This window comes from Mycobacterium sp. (assembly GCF_036488105.1).
Lineage (GTDB): Bacteria > Actinomycetota > Actinomycetes > Mycobacteriales > Mycobacteriaceae > Mycobacterium.
Genome location: NZ_DASXHW010000082.1, coordinates 62,385 through 81,402, shown reverse-complemented (window position 1 = coordinate 81,402; position 19,018 = coordinate 62,385). Strand labels below are relative to the sequence as shown.

Sequence of the window (19,018 nt, the reverse complement as noted above, 5' to 3'; positions counted from 1 at the left end):
GTCGTTTCAGGCGAGTTCGGACATGTGCAGGACCATCTGTTTACGTGCCGGTGGCAGGACGCCGATCAGGGAGAACACGGCGTTGCGGACCAGTTGGGCAGGGCGGTTGTCGACGATCGAGGCACGGGTCATCAGATTGGTGAAAATGACGGTGGCGCGGGCGATCGGTCGGCGGCGCTTTTCGTAGCCGTCGAGATCGGCGTGTTTGGCCCCGTTGAGCGACGCGGACAGGGTGTGCGCCAGATCGACGGCGTCTTGAATGCCCAGGTTCATGCCCTGGCCTCCGGCGGGGCTGTGCACGTGGGCGGCGTCGCCGGCCAGAAACACCGGTCCGTGGTGGAAGGTGCTGGCGATGCGGTGGTGGACATGGAATTGCGATGACCAAGTGAGTTCTTTGACCCGCGCTCCGGTGGGACCGCGCTCATCGAGGATGTGCTGAACGAAGTCGACGTCGATGACCTCGGGTGCCTTGTCGACCGTCGCGAGGACGCGGCGTTGGTTATCGGGCAACGGTCCGCTGACTACGATGCCCGCGGGCGAGAAGAAGTTCTGCACCTCATCGAAGCGCAGCGGCCAGTCGATCCGGGCGTCGGCGAGGGTGAACGACTGGTCATAGGTCCCGCCGGCGTAGTCGATTTTGGCGCTCTGCCGAACCACCGAGGAGACGCCGTCGGCGCCCACGACGTAGCGCGCGTGAACCACTTCGCGCCCATCTGGGCCGTCCACTTCGACCTCGGCGCCATCAGCGTCGATGCAGACACCCGCGACGCTGTAGGGACGCATCACCTGCCCACCGAGAGCATGCATCCGCTCGGTGAGGATCTTCTCGGTCCGATACTGCTGCAGCGTCAGCACGAACGGGTACGAGGTCGGCAGCGAGGAGAAGTCCAGTCGAGTCAAGATCCTGTCGCGATCGCGAAACGTGAACGTCGGCACTACGACGCCCTCGGCGATCAACCGGTCGGTGACGTCCAGCTCCCGCAGGACCTCCAAGGTCTTCGCGTGGATCGCCGCTGCGCGAGACGCGTTGGCCCCTTCCTCCTGCTTGTCCAGCGTCAGAACATCATGACCAGCCTGACGCAACGCGGCGGTGAGCACCAGGCCCGTCGGGCCGCCACCAACAACAACCACTTCAGCTTCGTTGGGCAGCACCTTTTCTCCTTCAATCGACTGTCATCGAGCGTTGTTCGCTCAGCCCGCGCTCGCATCGGCTTGTGGACAGTGCCAGTGGTCAGTCGTGCGTCGAGTCAGATGCCGCTCCCCGACCCTTGTCGAACAACCGCGCACCGCGCTTGCGCCACCACCGCGCGAGTGGACCGGCGGCATTGTTCACCTTCGTTCTGCTGAGGCGTGCTTCACTGGTGCGGGAGCCGCTCAATTCGCGTGTCGCCTAACACGCGCGACCAGAGCTCGTAGTCTTCGTTCCTCTGGCGTTCCAACGTAGAGGTCCAGCCAGGTTTTCAGCGTCGTTAGCAGCGCTGCAGGCAGTGGGAAACCTTCACGCACCACGACGGCGAGGATCCTCTCGGTCGCTAGATGGCTTTCGCCGCAACCTAATTGGGCGAAAATCATCGCACGCTCACCAGCGATTAGGCATGGGGAAGCCGCATCAGCTAGCTGCCAGGCCACGCTTGCGTCTGAGGTCATATCTGCGCCGTCGTCCACCCCAAGTAGCGCGAGCGGCGAATCACCGCGCGGTGCTCGCCGGACAACTGCGCGAGCGCGTCGCCGATCAGTTGCCGGACCAGTGCGGCATTCACCTGGTCGGGGCCGGTGCGCTCAGGCTCACCGTGCCCGGTTACGCCGCGTCGCATGAGATCGATCTCGCGCGTCGGGTTGTAGTAGCGCTTGCGGGTTCGGCGACGTCGTTCAGGATGCTGCGTAGTTGGCGTCGTCCGCGGTGGAGCCGGGAGTTCACGGTTCCTGGCGGGCTGTTCATGATTTCGGCGATCTCGCGGTGTTGGCGACCTTCGACGTCGGCGTAGTACACGACCACGCGGATTTGTTCGGGCAGGGCGTGCATTGCAGCTTTGATCCTGTTGTCCGGCAACGTGTCGAGCGCCTCGTCCTCCGCCGAGCGCAGCCCGGTCGAGGAGTGCGCCGCGTTGGCGGCCAGTTGCTGGTCGGTGATCTGCTGGGTCGGATATTGCGCCGCCCGCCGCTGCTTTTTGCGGTAGTCGTTGATGTAGGTGTTGGTCAGGATCCGGTGTAGCCAGGCGTTGAGGTTGGTCCCCTGCCGAAACGAGCGGAAGCTGGCGTACGCGGACATCATGGTGTCCTGAACCAGGTCCTCGGCGTCGGCGCGATTGTGAGTCATGCCCAGGGCCCTGCGGTAGAGCGGCGCCCGCAGCGGGATGACGTCGCGTTCGAATCGTGCGCTCAGCTCGGCGTTGGTCATGCGTGTTTGTCCAGTGTCAGAACATCATGACCAGCCCGACGCAACGCCGCGGTGAGCACCAGGCCCGTCGGGCCGCCACCAACAACAACCACTTCAGCTTCGTTGGGCAGCACCATTTCTCCTTCAATCGACTGTCATCGAGCGTTGTTCGCTCAGCCCGCGCTCGCATCCGCTAATGGACAGTGCGAGTGGTCAGTCGTGCGTCGAGTCAGATGCCGCTCCCCGACGCCCGCGCGGGCCCGTCGATCGGCGACTGGCCAGGTGCGCTGGCCACTGGCCGATGCGACCTTGGCCCTCCGCAACCGAGATTTGGGGAGAGGTGTTCGCCGAGCCACAGCGCGTTCGGATTGCCGGTCGAAGGGTCGGCGTAACGATGAGGTGGCTTTCAAAAGGCGGGCAGCGCCGCCAACAAAGAACGAACCGGCTTACCGTGCTGGTCAACCGAGGTGATCGACAGACTTACACATGTTAGGGGGATACCTGATGAACGAACTGCTTGCCAGAATTCTTGATGCCCACGGTGGCATGGATCGCTGGAATCGGTACAAAAAAGTTGACGCAACGATTGCGAGTGGTGGCGGCTTGTTTCCGCTCAAGGGAGTGCCACAGGACCCGAGCCCGCGCCGCATGACCGCTTGGTTGCACGAGGAACGCTCGTCAGTCTCGCCTTACGGGGCTCCCGATCAGCGCACGGTGTTCACGCCAGATCGGATTGCCATCGAGAAGCTCGATGGCACAGTAGTTGCGGAGCGCCGTGCGCCTAAAGACTCCTTCGCGGGCCACCAAATGAACACGCCGTGGGACGCGCTCCATCGTGCGTATTTCAATGGCGAAGCCGTATGGACCTACCTCACCACCCCATTTCTTCTCGCGATGGATGGCGTGCAGGTCGAGGAAACAGAGGGCTGGCAGGAAGGCACAGAGAAGTGGCGCGTGTTGCGCGCATACTTTCCTGGTTCGATCGAGACGCACAACCTCATTCAGGATTTTTTCTTCGGCGAGGATTTGAGGCTGCGCCGCCATGACTACAGCGTGAATATCGCAGGCGGTTTTCAAGCGGCGCAACTGACTTCGGATTATGTGGTGGCGAACGGCATAAGTCTGCCAACCAAGCGGCGCGCCTACACGCGGGGTCCCGATCGTCGGCCGATCATGGAAATGCTGATGGTCGCAATAGATTTCAGCGAGGTGCGGTTCGAATAGAGTCGTGAGAGACCGCCACGGGCTCATGCTGTCGGCCAGGCTGCATGATTACCACCACCACCGCCGCGACGGGTTCCGGGGCGCGGCCTAGTGCGGGCGGCCGGTGCTCGGGTCGCGAGGTAAGACTCGGTCAAGCTGGTTGCGTGATGTGATGTTGAGCTTGTTGAAGACTTTGCTCAGGTGGTATTTGACGGTGCGCGGACTGATGAATAGCCGGGCGCCGATCTCGGGGTTGGAGAGCCCATCGCGGGCCAGCCGCGCTATGAGGGCCTCTTGCGCGGTCAACTGGACGCTGGTTTCGACGGTGCGTTTCCGGGCGGTTTCCCCGGTGGCCGCCAGTTCGCGGCGAGCCCGCTCGGCGAACGCTTCGATGTCCATCGTTTCCAGCATGTCGTGGGCGATGCGTAGCTGGGCGCGCGCGTCGAGGCGGCGGCGTTCGCGTCGCAGCCATTCGCCGTACAGAAGGTGAGCGCGGGCCAGCTGAGCGCGGGCGCGGGTGCGGCCCAGGTGCTCGATCGACTCGCGGTAAAGCCTGTCGGCGGCTTCGCCCTCGCTGAGTAGGGCGCGGACGCGGGCTTCGATGCCCAGCGCCCAGTCGGTCGGCGTGACGCGTGTGCGTTCCGACAGCCAGTCGAGTGCGGCACGCACGAGCGCTGTGTCACCGGCGCGAGACGCCGCCTCGGCCAGCTCCGGCACGGCAAACGGGCCGCCACCGAGCTGATCGAGCTCAAATACCCGCCGGGCAGCGTCGCGGGCGGCGCCATGGCGACCGAGGCCGTTGTCGAGTACCGAGCGTGCGTAGGTCGCTACGGCGACCATCGAGCTCAGATCTCGGGTGGCTGGCTGCCGCACGGTGGACTCGATCAGCGCGGAGGCCTGCGTCTCCTGCCCACGCCAGGCCGCGAGCATCATTTCGGCGTACCCCGTTGGCGGATTCCCGGTGACCTCGGAAATCAGGCGATCTTCGTCGATCATCAGCTCCGCCGTCGTCAACTCGCCGGCCAGGAGGTGGGTCCTGGCGAGAGCATTGAGCGCATGCTGCAGCGACCCGAGTGCGCCGGCGTCCCGGGCGAATCGTGCCGTCCGAGCGGCCACGGCCTGCGCGGATTCGGCGTCCCACAGATCGAGCGCAACCTCGGCAGTGGTGCCTGCGCAAAGCAGCCACTGCCAACGACCGACTGTGTCGACAGGGACGTCAAAAGCCAGAAACAGTTCGACTGCTCGGGCAAGTGCCGGCGCGGCCGCCGCGTATCCCTCCGTCCAGCGCCGCGCCAACCCCTCGAGCAAGACGTCGACCGCACGCGCTGGTCCGGGACCCGCCGGCACCGCGCGAGCGGCCTCAGCAACCTCGGCCAAGACGCCGCCACTGCCGTGACCGGCCGCCCACATCGCGGCCCCGAGTGCTTCTAGATAGGTTTCGCGTGCCAAGTCGGCGTCAAGCGGTTCAAGACGTCTGGCGGCGCTCAGGAGCAGTCGAACCGCGTCGGGGTCGCGGCGCTGCATCATCGCGATCTGTCCGCGCAGACGCTGCAGCTCGATGGTCTGCACCGGGTCAAGCAGCGTAGCCTCGACCGCCACCAACAGTCCCAGCGCCGCGTCGAACGCGCCGGCGTCACGCTTCGTCTTGGCCGCGGCAAGCAGCCGCTGGGCACGACGATCAGGGTCGCGCGTCAGCATCGCCGCGCGTTCCAGAAACGCCGCCGCAGCGGCCAACCCACCGCGGGCCTGTGCTCGGCCGGCTGACTGTTCCAGCTCCGCCGCGACGTCGTCATCGGGGCCGGGTACGGCCTGCGCGCGGTGCCAGGCACGACGGTCGGGATCCAGCTGCGGATCGGTGGCCTCCGCCAGGGCGCGGTGCACGTCTTGTCTGTGCTCAAGCGGCGCCGAGCGGTAGACCGCCGATCGCACCAAGGGGTGACGAAACAGCACCCGGGATCCGACTTCCAGCAGACCGGCAGCTGCCGCGGGGGCCGCTGCGGCGTTACCAATCCCGAGCAGTTCGGCGGCCCGCCACACCAGCAGCGGGTCGCCGACCGGCTCGGCCGCGGCCACCAGCAACAGCCGCCGAGTCTCGGCCGGAAGTGCCGCCAGCCGCCGCTGAAACGCCTCCTCGATTCGTCCCGCCAGCGGCACCGAGTCGGCGAAGAACCCGCCCGCCAGCTGCGCGGGCGTCAACCCCCGTGGCAACTCCAACAGCGCCAAGGGGTTACCGCGCGTCTCGGCCACTATGCGGTCGCGCACCGCGGCGTCAAGTGGCCCGGGAAGAACCGAATCCAACAAGGTGCGCGCATCGTCCTCACCCAGACCCTCAAGCACCAGTTCCGGCAGTCCCGTCAGGTCGTCGCTGGGCTGGCGCGCAGCCAGCACCAAACCGACCGATTCGGCCTGCAGGCGCCGGGCCACGAACGCCAGGACTTGCACGGACGCGCGATCCAGCCACTGCTCGTCGTCCACCACGCAGATCAGCGGCCGCTGCTCAGCGGCCTCCGAGAGCAGGCCCAGCACCGCCAGCCCCACCAGGAACAGATCGGGCGCCGCACCGGAACTGATCCCCAACGCGGTCGCCAGCGCATCGCGTTGCGGAACCGGGAGCCGTTCGAGGTGATGGAGCATCGGCGCGCACAGCTGATGCAAGCCGGCGAACGCGAGTTCCATTTCGGACTGCACACCAGCCGCACGCGCCACCACACAGCCCGACGCGTGACCGCTCAGGTAATCCAACAGCGCGGTCTTGCCCACACCGACTTCGCCGCGCACCACCAGTACCCGGCTTTCACCCGCCGCGACAGCCTCGATCAGCCGGTCAAGCACCTGACATTCGCGCCGCCGGCCCCTCAGCTCCGCGACGCCTCCAGGGCGAGGGAAAACTACGGCCATCTAACTGGCGTCGGTGTTGGACCTGAACAAGATTGGCAAAACCGGCCGGATCTGCCCGCTCATCAGGCCAGCATACTGAGCGGACGGTGAAGCGCACGTCCACGGGCGAGTTGCATCGGGCGACCTCGATCCGCATCTTGAGGCACCCACGCGAGCCGATGACGCGGTGCGGGCGGGCTTTACGAACACCACACTGTTTCGTAGTCGAGGGGTGGACGAGCTCTTCCTTTTCCATCCGTCTCGCTCGTCAGTGACGGGACTTGCGCTGTGGCCATCCCGCCTCGACTGGATTGCTGAGGCATCCGACCCCGTCCACTCCGACCGTGACGGTGTCCCCAGGGTGCAGGAACTCTTGCGGGTTCCGTCCCACACCGGTCCCGCCGGCGGTGCCGCTACTCATCAGGTCGCCCGGCTGCAGGGTGACGGTCTGCGTGAGGAACTCGAGAAGCGTTGGGATGGAATAGATCATGGTGTCAGTGGTGGTGCGTTGCTTATAGACGCCGTTGACCCGAGTGCTGATCTCCAGCGGGTGGGAGTTGGGATCGGGCACTTCGTCCGCGGTCACGATATGCGGTCCCAGTGGGCAGAAGGTGTCCGGGCATTTACACAGCGTGATCTGCAACGGTTCGCGGTCCATGACGTCGCGAGCGCTGACGTCGTTGATCATCGTGTAGCCGAAGATGTATTGATGGGCACGCTCGGCTGGCACCCGATACGCGGGCTTGCTGATGATGATGGACAGTTCGGCTTCCCAGTCGGTGTGCGTCTCGGGGGTGGGAATCCTGATGGGTTCGTCGGGACCGATCACCGCTGAGCGAAGTTTGGAAAAGAACACCGGCTCGGTGGGATGTAGCCCGGTTTCGGCGAGGTGGTCGGTGTAGTTGCCGCCGGCGAGCAGAAGCGTGGATGTCGGCGAGATCGGAGCCCTCAGTCGGGTCGGGGAAACCAACTGGTGTGGGCTTTCACTGGCGCGGCGCAACCGATCCAGTTCTCGCGGTCCAGCTTTGATCAGTTCCGCTATGTCGGTGTGGCCGCTGGGCAGCACGCCCTCTTCGAGGCGGACTCCGATCGCCGGATGGCCGGCGTCATCGGTGTAGGCGACGATCTTCATTCGGATCTCCTCGCGGTGCGGTCAACTGGCAGCCGTTGGGCGGCGCACCGACAGGGCCCAGAACGGGGTATGGGTAACGAGGGCAAGCGGTTACGCGCCATAAAGTGTCTGCTGGCTGTCGTGAAGTCTCCGCGCCAGAAGTGGCGCCGCGTAGGTGTCTGTGATGACCTCGATGTAGGCGGCGGTGTCACCGCTGCCGGCGATCTTCATTGCGTGATCCAGTTCGGCGCAGGTGGTTACCCGGGCGGTGTACCAGTCCGGGCAACCTAGTGCGCGTGGAATATCTGCGTAGTTCCAGGAGGCGAGATCGTTGTAGGCGATGTCCGGGTCCCGACAGAGCAGCCGTTCAATGAGGTAACCGTTGTTGTTGAGCACAAAGATGATTGGCTTGAGACCGCGGCGCCCGAACTGGGTAATTTCTTGAACGGTGAGCTGGTGGGATCCCTCACCGGTTACGAGTACCACTCGGCCTTGCGGGTTTGCCACTGCGGCACCGAGCGAGGCGGGAGTTGCCCAACCGATGGATCCCCAGAGGGTCTGATTGTGAAAGGTGGCGCCGCGCGGCAGATGCGCAAATGCTAAACCCATTGATGCGGTGCCTGTTTCAGCGATGACGGTGTCGCCCGGCCGGAAGAACTTCTCCCAGCGCGGGTAGAGCGCGTCAGCGCTGATCGGGTCATCGTCGTCTCCGACAATGTGACCCAGTGAGCCGGCGCGCAGTGAGGTGGTCATGCTTCGCTTGATCACCCGCCCGCGCAATTCGGAAAGCATGTCGCGCATTTCGATGTTCGAGAACACCTGGGATCCCACTCGGGTGCGGTGGTGACCGATGTCGATGGTACGGGCCGGTTCGAGGCTGGCGGTGAAGGCGCCCGAGTTCAAGTCGGTCATCATCGTGCCTACACATACGACCTGGTCGCAGGATTCGACGAAAGCCCGGACGCCTTCGTCCATCAGCTTGCCGTCGTACATCCCGATGTATGACGGATGCTGTTCATCGAGGACCGACTTGTCGGCGAACATCGTCGCGAACGGGAGCCCCGCTGCGTCAACGAATTCCTGGAGGACATCCCGGGCACCGACGCGGGCGGCCAGCATTCCGGGCAGGACGCAGGCGGTGCGTGCCGCGTTGAGCGCGTTGACGATTGCGTCCAGTGCGGCGGCGAGGCTGGTCGGGTCGGTCAAGGGTGGAGCGAGGGCGTGGGCACGGCCTACGACAGGTTGGGTCGCGAGGTCCGATGGAAAAGCCAGGTAAACCGGCCGCCGATGGTAGAACGCAGCTGCGATCAACCGGTTTGTCTCGTAGGCGACGTTCTGCGGTGTCAGGATGGCGCTCGCGCACACCACCGGCTCGGCCATATATCGGAACAGATCGAATTCGCCGTTGCCCAAAGTGTGATGAACCAGCGAACGCGCCGACTGCACCGGCATGGTGGGCATCCCGGTGAGGTGGAAGACCGGAAGGTTCTCTGCGTAGGAGCCGCTGATAGCGTTGATGGCACTCAGTTCGCCGACCCCGTAGGTGGTGCTCAGTGAACCTACGCCGCGCAGGCGCGCGTAGCCGTCAGCCGCGTAGCCTGCGTTCAGTTCGTTGCAGCAGCCGATCCATTCGATACCGGGGTGGTTGACGATCGCATCTTGAACGCTGAACGCGAAGTCCCCAGGAACACCGAAGATCGCGTCGACGCCGATCTCTTTCAAACGACGCAGAACATGCTCAATCACCGTCTCCGACATACATTCTCCTCAATTGGTTTCGACCGGGTCTTCCTCGGCAAGCAACTCTTGCAGTGCCGGGTTGACGACGTGCCGTTCGACGGCGCTTGCACTGTCCGCCCTTCGAGGCGAAATATCGACGCCCTCCCTGCTCGCTGGACCGGCAGCGGCAGGCCACGTTCGCCGGCCGGGCGAGGGCGGTGAATCCCGCGATCGCTATCGCTGATGAGGAATGTGGTTTTTCCCGAAGGCCCACAGTTCCTTTCGCAGGGCATAGTCCAGCTCGCGCTTCCACTTCTGGCGCAAAAACTCCGCGATCTCGGCGCGGCCGGTGACGAACTGATCTCGGTTGCGCCACAACGAATCCTCGGTATACGCCAGTGCGACCCGTTCGGGATCGCAGGTGTTCCAGGCATCTTCGGCCCCCTGCACCTTCTGCGCCGCGGTGTCCAACCCTTTCCGACTCGGAGCGATTCCACTCCATCCGATAAGTGTCATTCGCTCAGGCCACGTTCGTATCCGCCGGTGGACAGTGAGAGGGGTCAGTCGCGGGCCCAGCCATACCCTGCGATGCCCCCCAACTCGATGTCAGCCAGCCCGGGCATCACGGCCAACCTTTGGCCGAACGGGCTGAGCCCAGAAAGCGCCGCGGTTGATCCGGTGGGAGTGAACTACGAATCCCCGCCCTGTGCCCGGGTGAACACGGACCGGGGGCGAGCGCCCCCGCTGGCCTTGGGCGCCTGCGATTCTTTTCCGGCGACTCACCGGTCTATTCATGTGGAAGTGCCGTGACATTTGTCGTGGCAGCGGCTGGAGTAGAGGACGACGACAACATGATTCTTGTGACAGGGGCGACCGGTTTGAGTGGGTCTGCGGTGATCCGGGCGTGCGTGGATGCGCGGTTGCCGGTGCGAGTGTTGGTGAGAGATCGGGGCAAGGTCGAAGCGCTCGCCATCCCGGACACCGTCGAGGTGGCCGAGGGCGACATGCTCAAACCGGCAACACTGGGCGGTGTTCTCGATGGCGTGCAGCGGGCCCTGATGATCTCCGGGCCTGACGCACACATGCTCGAAACGCAGTGCACCTTCATTGACGCCGCCAAGCGTGCCGGCGTTCGTCACATCGTGAAGCTCTCCGGTATGGGGTGTTGGAGCGACGCGAAGTTTCGGTTCGCGCGGATGCACGCTGAAATCGAACAGTATCTGGAGGGCTCGGGTGTGGCCTGGACCCATTTGCGCCCCAGCACATTTATGCAGACCTTCCTGCGTGAGGTGCCCACGATCCTGTACGACGGCACGTTGAATCTGCCGATGGCTGATGCGAAACTGTCGCCGGTCGACATCGACGACATCGCCCGAATCGCGGTCGCGTTGTTACGCGGTGCCGGTCACGAGGGCAAACGCTACGAGATGACCGGTCCTGAAGCAGTAACCATGAACGAGATCGCCGAACGAATCTCCTCGGCCATCGACCGACCGGTTCGCTACGTAGACACCGATCCGGCGGACTACCGGAACACTTTGCTTGCGGGCGGGATCCCCGCCTACTTCGCCGACGCGATGGACGAACTGTTCAGCGAACGGCGCCACGGCACAGACGAATCCAAAGTCGACCTCAGCACGCATCGGGTGTTCGGGGTGACCCCCACAACCTTTGCCCAGTTCGTCGGGCGAAACGCCGACGTATTCCGCGGCGAGGCGGCCGCTTCCCAGCGATGGGCGTCGGGCCGGCAGTCCACGGGCACCGCGCGGTGACCTGTGGGCAGACCGCTTCCGTTCCGGCCGCACCCAAGATCCATAGACGCAGAAAGGAACTGCGATGACCGTAAAACTCAACGAGACGGCGCGGGCGGTGCTCGACGGGCCGCACGTCGCAACGATTGCGACGTCGAATGCCGATGGCCGACCGCAGTCGTCAGTCATATTCGTCAAGCGTGATGGCGACACGGTGCTGTTCAGCACCATCACTGGCCGGTTGAAGACGCGAAACATGTTGCGCGACCCACGGATCAGCCTGTTGGTCCGGGACATCAACACAGGCCGGTATGTCGAGATCCGCGGGACCGTCGATATCACCGAGGACCCGGAGAAGACTTTGCTGAATGAGATGTACGACAGGTACATGGGCGGCACCGCGCCGCCTCCCGAGCCCGAGGCCGATCGACTGATCGTGCGAATCACACCGGAGAAGGTCTACCAGTGGCCACCCGTACCCGCGACCGCATGAGTGCCGTCGACCTCCCGGCGAGCGACGAAGAGTTCGTCCGCGACACCGAGCCGTTCCGGCGCGAACTGATGGCGCATTGCTACCGGATGCTCGGCTCCGTGCACGACGCCGAGGACATCGTCCAAGAGATTTACCTGCGGGCGTGGCGGTCCTACGGCGGATTCGAAAACCGGTCGTCGGTACGTACCTGGCTCTACCGGATCGCCACCAACGCCTGCCTGACCGCCCTGCACCACCGCAGCCGACGCGCATTGCCGTCGGCGCTCGGTGGCCCCGCCGACAATCCCTACGTTGAGCCCGTCGCGGCGGGGCCGGAAGTGGCGTGGCTCCAGCCGATTCCGACTGCATGGGTGAGCTCGCCATCGGACGACCCGGCAGCCGTCGTCGCGTTGCGAGAGAGTCTGCGGTTGGCACTTATCGCCAGCATGCAGCACCTGCCAGCGCAGCAGCGCGCGGTGCTGATGCTGCGCGACGTGCTCGCCTTCCCGGCCGCCGAGGTCGCCACCATGCTCGGCATCAGCATCCCCGCCGTCAAGAGCGCGCTGCAGCGAGCCCGTGCCCGGATCAAACAGGCGGCGCCGACCGCCGACGATGTCGTCGAACCGACCGAACCGCAAGCCCGCGCACTGCTTGAGCAGTACATCGCCGCCTTCGAAAACGCCGACCCGTCAATGTTGGAAAAGGCACTCCGGCAAGACGCCGCACTGGAGATGGTTGGATCTCGGACTTGGTTCGCCGGCCGCAAGACCTGCCTGCCGTTCATCGCGGCCCAGGTTCTGGGATCGCCCGGCGACTGGCGCATGCTGGCCATCGACGCGAACGGCCAGCCCGCCGCGGCCGCCTACCGCAGAGGCGAGGACGGCAGCTTGCACGCATTCGGGATCGCTTTGCTCACCGTCACTGCCACCGGCATCGCCCGGATCGTCGTATTCGAAGATCCGGGCCTGGTCACCATGTTCGATCTTCCGCAGATCGGCTAGCAAGCTCCTCGACCGCCAGGTCGGGGCGGTGAGTTTTCCTGGCGAGCGAAGGGATTCACCCTCGATTGAGCTGCCAGCATCTCGACCAACTGCGCGGCGTCACCGTCATAGGCCGAGTATTTCGACGCATCGTTCGTCCGCGACGATTTCGTCGATATCACCCGCAACAACTGCTCGCCCGAGTGAAATGCACTCCGACAGCATCTATTTGAGCTCGCCGAAACGGAAACTTCCGGCGCATTACGGCGCGGAGCCGCGGCCGCCCAGCGCATCCAGTGTCCGAATCTGTGGATTACTTGTCGCTCTTCGTACTGTAGCGATCACCCGCTTTCAGCGAGATTGGAATCAGTCAAACTAGGCCCGACCTACACCCCTACGCACCACAAGGGAGAAGAAATGGCATTCGAAGAAAACACCAGACCCCTGACCACCGCGGCGGGTGCACCCGTCACGAATAATCAGAACAGCGTGAGTGCCGGTCCACGCGGCCCGCTGCTCTTGCAAGATCTGTGGCTTATCGAGAAGCTCGCCCACTTCGCCCGCGAAGTCATCCCCGAGCGGCGCATGCACGCCAAGGGTTCCGGCGCCTTTGGCACGTTGCGCGTGACCCACGACATCACCCGGTACACGAAGGCTGAAATCTTCAGCCAGGTCGGCAACAGCTGTGAGATGTTCGCCCGGTTCTCCACGGTGGCCGGCGAGCGCGGCGCCGCCGACGCTGAGCGCGACATCCGCGGCTACGCGCTGCGGTTCTACACCACCGAAGGCAACTGGGATGTGGTCGGCAACAACACGCCGGTGTTCTTTCACCGCGATCCGCTGAAGTTCCCCGACCTCAACCGCGCGGTCAAGCGCGACCCGCGCACCAATCTGCGTGACCCCGAGAACAATTGGGGCTTTTGGACCAACCTGCCCGAATCGCTGCACCAGGTCACCATCACGATGAGTGACCGCGGCATCCCCAAGTCCTTCCGGCACATGCACGGCTACGGCTCACACGCCTTCAGCTTGATCAACGACGCCGGCGAACGCCACTGGGTCAAGTTCCACTTCCGCACCCAGCAGGGCATCGAGAATCTCACCGACGCCGAAGCCACGGAACTGATCGGCCGCGACCGCGAGTCCCACGGCCGCGACCTATTCGAGGCCATCGAACGCGGCGACTACCCGAAATGGGGCGTGTACATCCAGGTGATGCCCGAGGCCGACGCCCAGACCTACCGCTTCCACCCCTTCGACCTGACCAAGGTGTGGAGCCAGAAGGACTACCCGCTGATCGAGGTCGGAGAGTTTGAGCTCAACCGCAACCCGGACAACTACTTCGCGGACGTCGAGCAGGCCGCGTTCACTCCGGCCAACCTCATCCCGGGGATCTCGTTTAGCCCGGACAAGATGTTGCAGGGCCGGCTGTTCTCCTACGGAGACGCAGCCCGCTACCGGGTGGGCGTCAACCACCACCAGATCCCGGTGAACTACCCACGTGCAGCCAAGCTGGTCAATACCTATCACCGCGATGGGGCCATGCGCGTCGACGGCAACCAGGGCGGAGTCGCGGGTGTCGAGCCCAACAACTTCGGCCGCTGGGCTGAACAGCCCGCCTGCGCCGATCCCGCCCAGTCGATCGGGTCCACCGCGGATCACTTCGACTTTCGTGAAGACGACGACAACTACTTCGAACAACCCGGTGACCTGTTCCGACTCATGACCGGCGACGAGCAGCAGAGGCTCTTCGACAACACCGCACGCGCCATCAAGGGCGCCCGGCACCAGACCGTCGAAAAGCACATCGAGAACTGCACCCAGGCCGACCCCGCCTACGGCGAAGGCGTGCTTAAGGCGTGTGAGGCCTTCGGCGCGCTGTAGCAGCCAACCGAGCCCGACTCACCGGAACCCTTGCCGCCCCGCGTTGGGGGCGGGAAGGTCCGATGGTCGCTCAAGCTGATCAACAGGGAGTTGATATGACAGATCACGTCATTGACAGACCGGGCGGCACGCTCGATTGCGAAGTCCTGGACCTGGCATCACGAATATTCGATATGGCTCGCAGCGGCGACGCCGCAGTGTTGGCTGCCTACCTCGACGCGGGCGTACCCGTGAACCTCACCAACACCAACGGGGACACCCTGGTGATGCTAGCCAGTTATTACGGACACGAGTCCGCTGTCACGGCGCTGATCGCGCGCGGGGCCGACGTTGATCGACACAACAATCGAGGGCAGACCCCGTTGGCAGGCGCTGTCTTCAAGAACGACACAACAATCATCGAACTGCTGCTGTCAGCCGATGCCGATCCGCTGGCAGGCTCGCCGTCCGCGCTTGAGACCGCACGGTTCTTTGAAAGGGAGGAACTCGCGCGGCAACTGTTGCAACACGGCTATAACAGGTCATCACCGCTCGGTTAGCAGATCCCTCGACGACTCCCGCACGCGTCCCACTAGGTGCTGGTCGTCGTGCACTAGTGCGACGCGATGCTGCCCGGGTCGCCGGGTAGCACGCGGTCAAGCTGGCTGCGTGAGGTGATGTCGAGCTTGTTGAAGACTTTGCTCAGGTGGTATTTGACGGTGCGCGCACTGATGAACAGCCGGGCCCCGATCTCCGGGTTGGAGAGTCCGTCGCGGGCCAGCCGCGCGATTTGGGCCTCTTGGGCGGTCAGCTGCACGCTGGTGTCGACGGTGCGTTTGCGGGCGGTTTCCCCGGTGGCTGCCAGTTCGCGTTGAGCCCGCTCGGCGAACGCTTCGATGCCCATCGTGTCCAGCATGTCGTGGGCGATGCGCAGCTGCGCGCGCGCGTCACCGCGGCGCCGCTCGCGTCGCAGCCATTGACCGTAGAGCAGATGCCCGCGGGCCAGCTGCGCCCGGGCGCGGGTGCGGCCCAGGCGCGTGATCGACTCGCGGTAACAATGCTCGGCGGCCTCGCCCTCGCTGAGCAGGGCACGGATGCGCGCTTCGATGCCCAGTGCCCAATCGGTCGGCGTCACCGCCGTGCGCTCGGACAGCCACTCCAATGCGGACGTGACCAGCGCGGTGTCACCGGTGCGAGACGCCGCCTCGGCCAGCTCGGGCACCACAAACGGCCCGAACCCCAGCTGATCGCGCTCGAACACCGGCAACGCGGCGTCGCGGGCGGCGCCGTAACGACCAAGGCCGTTGTAGAGAACCGCGCTCGCGTAGGTCGCGAAGTCAACCGTCCTGCCCAGACCATGTTCGGTCGATTCCCGCAACGTGGCCTCGATCAGCTCAGCTGCCGGCGCCTCCCGGCCCCGCCACGCCGCGAGTGCCACCTGGGCATCCCCCAGCAGTGGATTCCCGGTCGCCTCAGCGATTACGCGATCTTCTTCGATCAGCGCCACCGCCGCGGTCAACTCGCCCGCCACGAGGTGGGTCCAGGCGAGAGTATTGAGCGCGAACTGCAAGCGCGCGACCGCGCCCATATCGCGGGCGGACTGCACGAGGCGAACGGCCAGCGCATGCGCCGATTCGGCGTCCCACAGCTCCAGGGCGGTGATGGCGCCGGCCCTTAAACTTGTGAGCCAGAGCCGGCAGTCATCGTCGGCGCCGCTGGGCGCGAGGGCCAGTTCAAGTGCTCGGGTAAGCGTTGGCGCGGCCGCTGTATATCCCTCGGTCAACCGCAGCGCGAACGCATCGAGCAGGACATCGACCACCCGCGGCGGTTCGGGGCCGGGGGGCGCAACGCGCGCGGCCTTGGCGGCCTCCAGCACGCTGGCGGTGTTGTCCAGGTGGCCCGCCCCCATCGCGGCCGCGAGCGCCTCCAGATGCGTCTCGCGCGCCAGGTCGGCGTCCAGCGGGTCAAGACGCCTGGCCGCGCCAAGCAGCAGTCGAACAGCATCGGTAGCGCGGCGCTGCATCAACGCGATCTGCCCGCGCAGCCGCTGCAGCTCGATCGCCTGCAGCGGGTCAAGCAGCGCCGCCTCGACGGCCACCAGCAGTCCCAGTGCCGCGTCGAACGCGCCGACGTCGCGCTTCGTCCGGGCCGCGGCGAGCAGGCGCTGGGCTCGGCGCGTCGGTTCGCGGGTCAGCGTCGCCGCGCGTTCGAGGAACGCGGCCGCCGCGGCCAAACCACCGCGGGCCTGCGCTCGAGCCGCTGAGCGTTCGAGTTCCTCGGCAACGTCCTCATCGGGCCCGGCCGCGGCCTGCGCGCCATGCCATGCACGCCGGTCGGGATCCCGAACCCCGTCGGTGACCTCGGCCAGGGCGCGGTGCACGTCGCGTCTGTCCTGAACAAGCGCCGAGCGGTAGGCCAGCGAGCGCACCAATGGGTGACGAAACAGCACCTGCGTCCCGAATTCGAGCAGGCCAGCCTCCGCCGCGGGGGTGGCGGCCTGGGTGCCGATCCCGAGCCGCTCGGCTGCCCGCCACACCAGCAGCGGATCACCGACCGGCTCGGCGGCGGCCACCAGCAACAGGAGTCCGGTGTCGGCCGGAAGAGCGTCCAGTCGGCGCTGAAACACCTGCTCGATGCGCCCCGACAACGGTGCCGCGGCGGCCAGTCCGAACCCGCCCGCCAGCTCCGCGGGGGTCAACCCCCGCGGCAACTCCACCAGCGCCAACGGGTTCCCGCGCGTCTCGGCCACGATGCGGTCGCGCACCTGCACGTCCAGCGGCCCAGTGAGCACTGAGTCCAACAGGGCGCGCGCATCGCCCGCCGCCAGACCCTCCACGACCATTTCCGGTATTCCCGCCAGGTCCTCGCCGGGCGTGCGAGCAGCGAACACCACACCGACTGATTCGGCCTGCAGCCGCCGGGCCACGAACGCCAACACCTGCGTTGAGGCGCGATCGAGCCACCGCACGTCGTCCACCACGCAGATCAGTGGGCGCTGTTCGGCGACCTCGGAGAACAGGCCCAAAACCGCGAGGCCGACCAGGAAACGATCCGGCGCCGAACCGGCGCTGAGGCCCAACGCCGTGCGCAGCGCATCGCGTTGGGGAACCGGCAGCCGATCGAGGTGATCGAGCATCGGCGCGCACAACTGATGCACCCCGGAAAACGCCAGCTCCATCTCCGACTGCACGCCACCGGCGCGAGCCACCACGCAGCCCGACGCGTGATCGACCAGGTAATCGAGCAGCGCCGTCCTACCCACACCCGGCTCGCCACTCACCACCAGTGCCCGGCTCTCACCCGCGCGCACCGCGTCGATCAGCCGGTCGAGCAGCCCGCACTCTCTGTGTCGACCCCGGAGCTGCGCGACGCCTCGCGCGGAGAAAAGTCTGGCCATCTGACCAGCACCGACGCTTCCCGTCCCACCGACCATGCCCGGCGGTGAGTTCACAGGCGGCGATGACGGCAAATGGAAACCATGCACTTGTGCGCCTTCATTGCGGGTTGTGGGAGGCGCGGCCGGCGTGTCCGTGGGCCTGGCGGTGACGGGACGATGCATTTCGTTTTCCTACCGGTTCAAGGAGGTAAACAGGCAAGTCAGACGGCCGCAGCCCATGGCGACAGCGCAAAGCGATCAGGTGGGAGCCGATAGCACCGTCGCTATCGTGGATCTCCGTGAATCGGCCATCCGAACGGCTGCCAGACCGTCAGTTTGAACACCCTACCTACTCCGCCAGGTTAAGCTACTACGCGTGAGTCCAGAAAGCAAACCTTCGCCACGAGTGTGCTCTGTCGCCGATGCGCTCTCGATCATCGGCGACCGCTATGCATTGCTGGTGGCCCGCGAGATTCGCTACGGACACACCCGCTTTCAAGACCTCGCCCTGAGCACCGGCGCACCACGCGACGTGCTCACAGCACGGCTGCGAAAGCTCGAACACGCGGGCGTGATCGAACGCCGGCAATATTCAGAGCGTCCGCCACGCCACGAATACCTGCTGACTGACGCCGGGCGAGACCTTCAGCCCATCCTCTTGGCACTCAAAGAATGGGGTGACCGGTACGTCAACCCCGGCGCCGAACCGGTCGTCTTCCAACACACCTGCGGCGCCGACTTCCACCCGCTCACCGTTTGCGCCGCCTGCAAGAAACCCATCCGCGACGGCGAGCTCACCGTGACAGGTGGCACCCACCCCGTGGAAGCCACGATGTAGCTGGGTGGTGTCAGTTGCGCGAGTCGTCGGCGGATACGCACAAGTCCGGCGTCGAGTAGGTCTGCTCGGGATTGCGCGCGCCGTCGTCGTAGCCATGAGTGGCGTACTGGCCACTTCGACTGTCCACCGGCAGATCCGATCGCCGGCCGAGGCGGACAACACTTGGATGGGTCGTGAACATGCAAAGCCGTTGGGTCGGCACCGGCTCATTCTGAGCCCAGGGAAAGGAATTTCTGCGTGACGGACGATCTCGTCGCCAACCCTACCGAGGCGGCCGGCTTTCAAATCAGCGGAATACGCTGCGCGGCCCAACCATCGACCTTTCGGCCGGCCGGTATGCGCGGTGAAAAGGGTGGCCGCCCGGTGCCGCATGTGACCAGACCCTCACCCGCCTGCATCGAAAGGACACAGTGCGATGACTGCGACGGCAGCCCATGACCTCCGCGCGGAC

General features: G+C 65.3%; 14 protein-coding genes and 2 pseudogenes. 7 read left to right on the top strand and 9 right to left on the bottom strand.

The features are described 5' to 3' along the window. Window positions 1-6 precede the first annotated feature (6 nt). The 4 genes and pseudogenes from VGH54_RS04655 to VGH54_RS04640 form a co-directional block, all read right to left on the bottom strand. On the bottom strand, window positions 7-1,152 hold the full coding sequence (locus VGH54_RS04655) for an FAD-dependent oxidoreductase (protein WP_331510768.1): 1,146 nt from the start codon (window positions 1,150-1,152) through the stop codon (window positions 7-9). Between the two features lie 494 nt (window positions 1,153-1,646). Further along, window positions 1,647-1,790: pseudogene (locus VGH54_RS04650) on the bottom strand (RNA polymerase subunit sigma); the annotation flags it as partial. An 8-nt stretch (window positions 1,791-1,798) separates the two neighbouring features. Further along, entirely contained in the window at window positions 1,799-2,398 is a 600-nt protein-coding gene (locus VGH54_RS04645; RefSeq protein ID WP_331510767.1) for a sigma-70 family RNA polymerase sigma factor, read from the bottom strand. Further along, window positions 2,395-2,514 carry an FAD/NAD(P)-binding protein gene (locus VGH54_RS04640; protein ID WP_331510766.1) on the bottom strand — a complete coding sequence of 40 codons (120 nt, stop codon included), beginning with the start codon at window positions 2,512-2,514 and terminating at the stop codon, window positions 2,395-2,397. The genes VGH54_RS04645 and VGH54_RS04640 overlap by 4 nt, the downstream gene beginning before the upstream one ends. 367 nt (window positions 2,515-2,881) lie before the next feature. On the opposite strand from VGH54_RS04640, the gene VGH54_RS04635 reads away from it, so the two are divergent. After that, window positions 2,882-3,601: a hypothetical protein gene (locus VGH54_RS04635; protein WP_331510765.1), complete on the top strand. Its 720-nt coding sequence runs from the start codon at window positions 2,882-2,884 to the stop codon at window positions 3,599-3,601. Between the two features lie 87 nt (window positions 3,602-3,688). On the opposite strand, the gene VGH54_RS04630 is transcribed toward VGH54_RS04635, so the two are convergent. The 4 genes and pseudogenes from VGH54_RS04630 to VGH54_RS04615 all read right to left on the bottom strand — a co-directional run. Next, on the bottom strand, window positions 3,689-6,478 hold the full coding sequence (locus VGH54_RS04630; RefSeq protein ID WP_331510763.1) for a helix-turn-helix transcriptional regulator: 2,790 nt from the start codon (window positions 6,476-6,478) through the stop codon (window positions 3,689-3,691). Window positions 6,479-6,725: 247 nt separating this feature from the next. Further along, entirely contained in the window at window positions 6,726-7,589 is an 864-nt protein-coding gene (locus VGH54_RS04625) for a fumarylacetoacetate hydrolase family protein (RefSeq protein ID WP_331510762.1), read from the bottom strand. A 90-nt stretch (window positions 7,590-7,679) separates the two neighbouring features. Further along, window positions 7,680-9,326: an alpha-keto acid decarboxylase family protein gene (locus VGH54_RS04620; protein ID WP_331510761.1), complete on the bottom strand. Its 1,647-nt coding sequence runs from the start codon at window positions 9,324-9,326 to the stop codon at window positions 7,680-7,682. A gap of 210 nt (window positions 9,327-9,536) precedes the next feature. Continuing rightward, window positions 9,537-9,803: pseudogene (locus VGH54_RS04615) on the bottom strand (DUF1348 family protein); the annotation flags it as partial. 344 nt (window positions 9,804-10,147) lie between these two features. Between VGH54_RS04615 and VGH54_RS04610 the strand changes: the two are divergent. The 5 genes from VGH54_RS04610 to VGH54_RS04590 all read left to right on the top strand — a co-directional run bounded on the left by VGH54_RS04610 (window position 10,148) and on the right by VGH54_RS04590 (window position 14,913). Next, complete coding sequence (locus VGH54_RS04610) at window positions 10,148-11,059, top strand: SDR family oxidoreductase (protein WP_331510760.1); 912 nt, start codon at window positions 10,148-10,150, stop codon at window positions 11,057-11,059. 64 nt (window positions 11,060-11,123) lie between these two features. Next, the gene (locus tag VGH54_RS04605) at window positions 11,124-11,531 is read left to right on the top strand and encodes a PPOX class F420-dependent oxidoreductase (protein ID WP_331510759.1); all 408 of its coding nucleotides are present in this window, start codon (window positions 11,124-11,126) and stop codon (window positions 11,529-11,531) included. Beyond that, window positions 11,504-12,511, top strand: coding sequence for a sigma-70 family RNA polymerase sigma factor (locus VGH54_RS04600; RefSeq protein WP_331510758.1), 1,008 nt, complete (start codon window positions 11,504-11,506; stop codon window positions 12,509-12,511). Before VGH54_RS04605 ends, VGH54_RS04600 begins: the two co-directional genes overlap by 28 nt. Window positions 12,512-12,907: 396 nt before the next feature. Continuing rightward, window positions 12,908-14,374, top strand: coding sequence for a catalase (locus tag VGH54_RS04595; RefSeq protein WP_331510757.1), 1,467 nt, complete (start codon window positions 12,908-12,910; stop codon window positions 14,372-14,374). Window positions 14,375-14,469: 95 nt separating this feature from the next. Continuing rightward, window positions 14,470-14,913 (top strand): ankyrin repeat domain-containing protein, encoded by a 444-nt coding sequence (locus VGH54_RS04590; RefSeq protein WP_331510756.1) that lies wholly within the window; start codon window positions 14,470-14,472, stop codon window positions 14,911-14,913. A gap of 53 nt (window positions 14,914-14,966) precedes the next feature. On the opposite strand, the gene VGH54_RS04585 is transcribed toward VGH54_RS04590, so the two are convergent. Then, on the bottom strand, window positions 14,967-17,750 hold the full coding sequence (locus VGH54_RS04585; RefSeq protein WP_331510755.1) for an ATP-binding protein: 2,784 nt from the start codon (window positions 17,748-17,750) through the stop codon (window positions 14,967-14,969). Window positions 17,751-18,105: 355 nt separating this feature from the next. Here VGH54_RS04585 and VGH54_RS04580 point away from each other — a divergent pair, with 355 nt between their 5' ends. Next, entirely contained in the window at window positions 18,106-18,567 is a 462-nt protein-coding gene (locus VGH54_RS04580) for a helix-turn-helix domain-containing protein (protein WP_331510754.1), read from the top strand. Window positions 18,568-19,018: the final 451 nt, after the last annotated feature.

What these genes read in the sequence shown, in the direction of transcription:
- VGH54_RS04605 (WP_331510759.1), top strand. Translation starts at nt 11,124, where the DNA reads ATGACCGTAAAACTCAACGAGACGGCGCGGGCGGTGCTCGACGGGCCG.
- VGH54_RS04640 (WP_331510766.1), bottom strand. Translation starts at nt 2,514, where the DNA reads ATGGTGCTGCCCAACGAAGCTGAAGTGGTTGTTGTTGGTGGCGGCCCG.
- VGH54_RS04585 (WP_331510755.1), bottom strand. Translation starts at nt 17,750, where the DNA reads ATGGCCAGACTTTTCTCCGCGCGAGGCGTCGCGCAGCTCCGGGGTCGA.
- VGH54_RS04595 (WP_331510757.1), top strand. Translation starts at nt 12,908, where the DNA reads ATGGCATTCGAAGAAAACACCAGACCCCTGACCACCGCGGCGGGTGCA.
- VGH54_RS04645 (WP_331510767.1), bottom strand. Translation starts at nt 2,398, where the DNA reads ATGACCAACGCCGAGCTGAGCGCACGATTCGAACGCGACGTCATCCCG.
- VGH54_RS04590 (WP_331510756.1), top strand. Translation starts at nt 14,470, where the DNA reads ATGACAGATCACGTCATTGACAGACCGGGCGGCACGCTCGATTGCGAA.
- VGH54_RS04620 (WP_331510761.1), bottom strand. Translation starts at nt 9,326, where the DNA reads ATGTCGGAGACGGTGATTGAGCATGTTCTGCGTCGTTTGAAAGAGATC.
- VGH54_RS04630 (WP_331510763.1), bottom strand. Translation starts at nt 6,478, where the DNA reads ATGGCCGTAGTTTTCCCTCGCCCTGGAGGCGTCGCGGAGCTGAGGGGC.
- VGH54_RS04625 (WP_331510762.1), bottom strand. Translation starts at nt 7,589, where the DNA reads ATGAAGATCGTCGCCTACACCGATGACGCCGGCCATCCGGCGATCGGA.
- VGH54_RS04635 (WP_331510765.1), top strand. Translation starts at nt 2,882, where the DNA reads ATGAACGAACTGCTTGCCAGAATTCTTGATGCCCACGGTGGCATGGAT.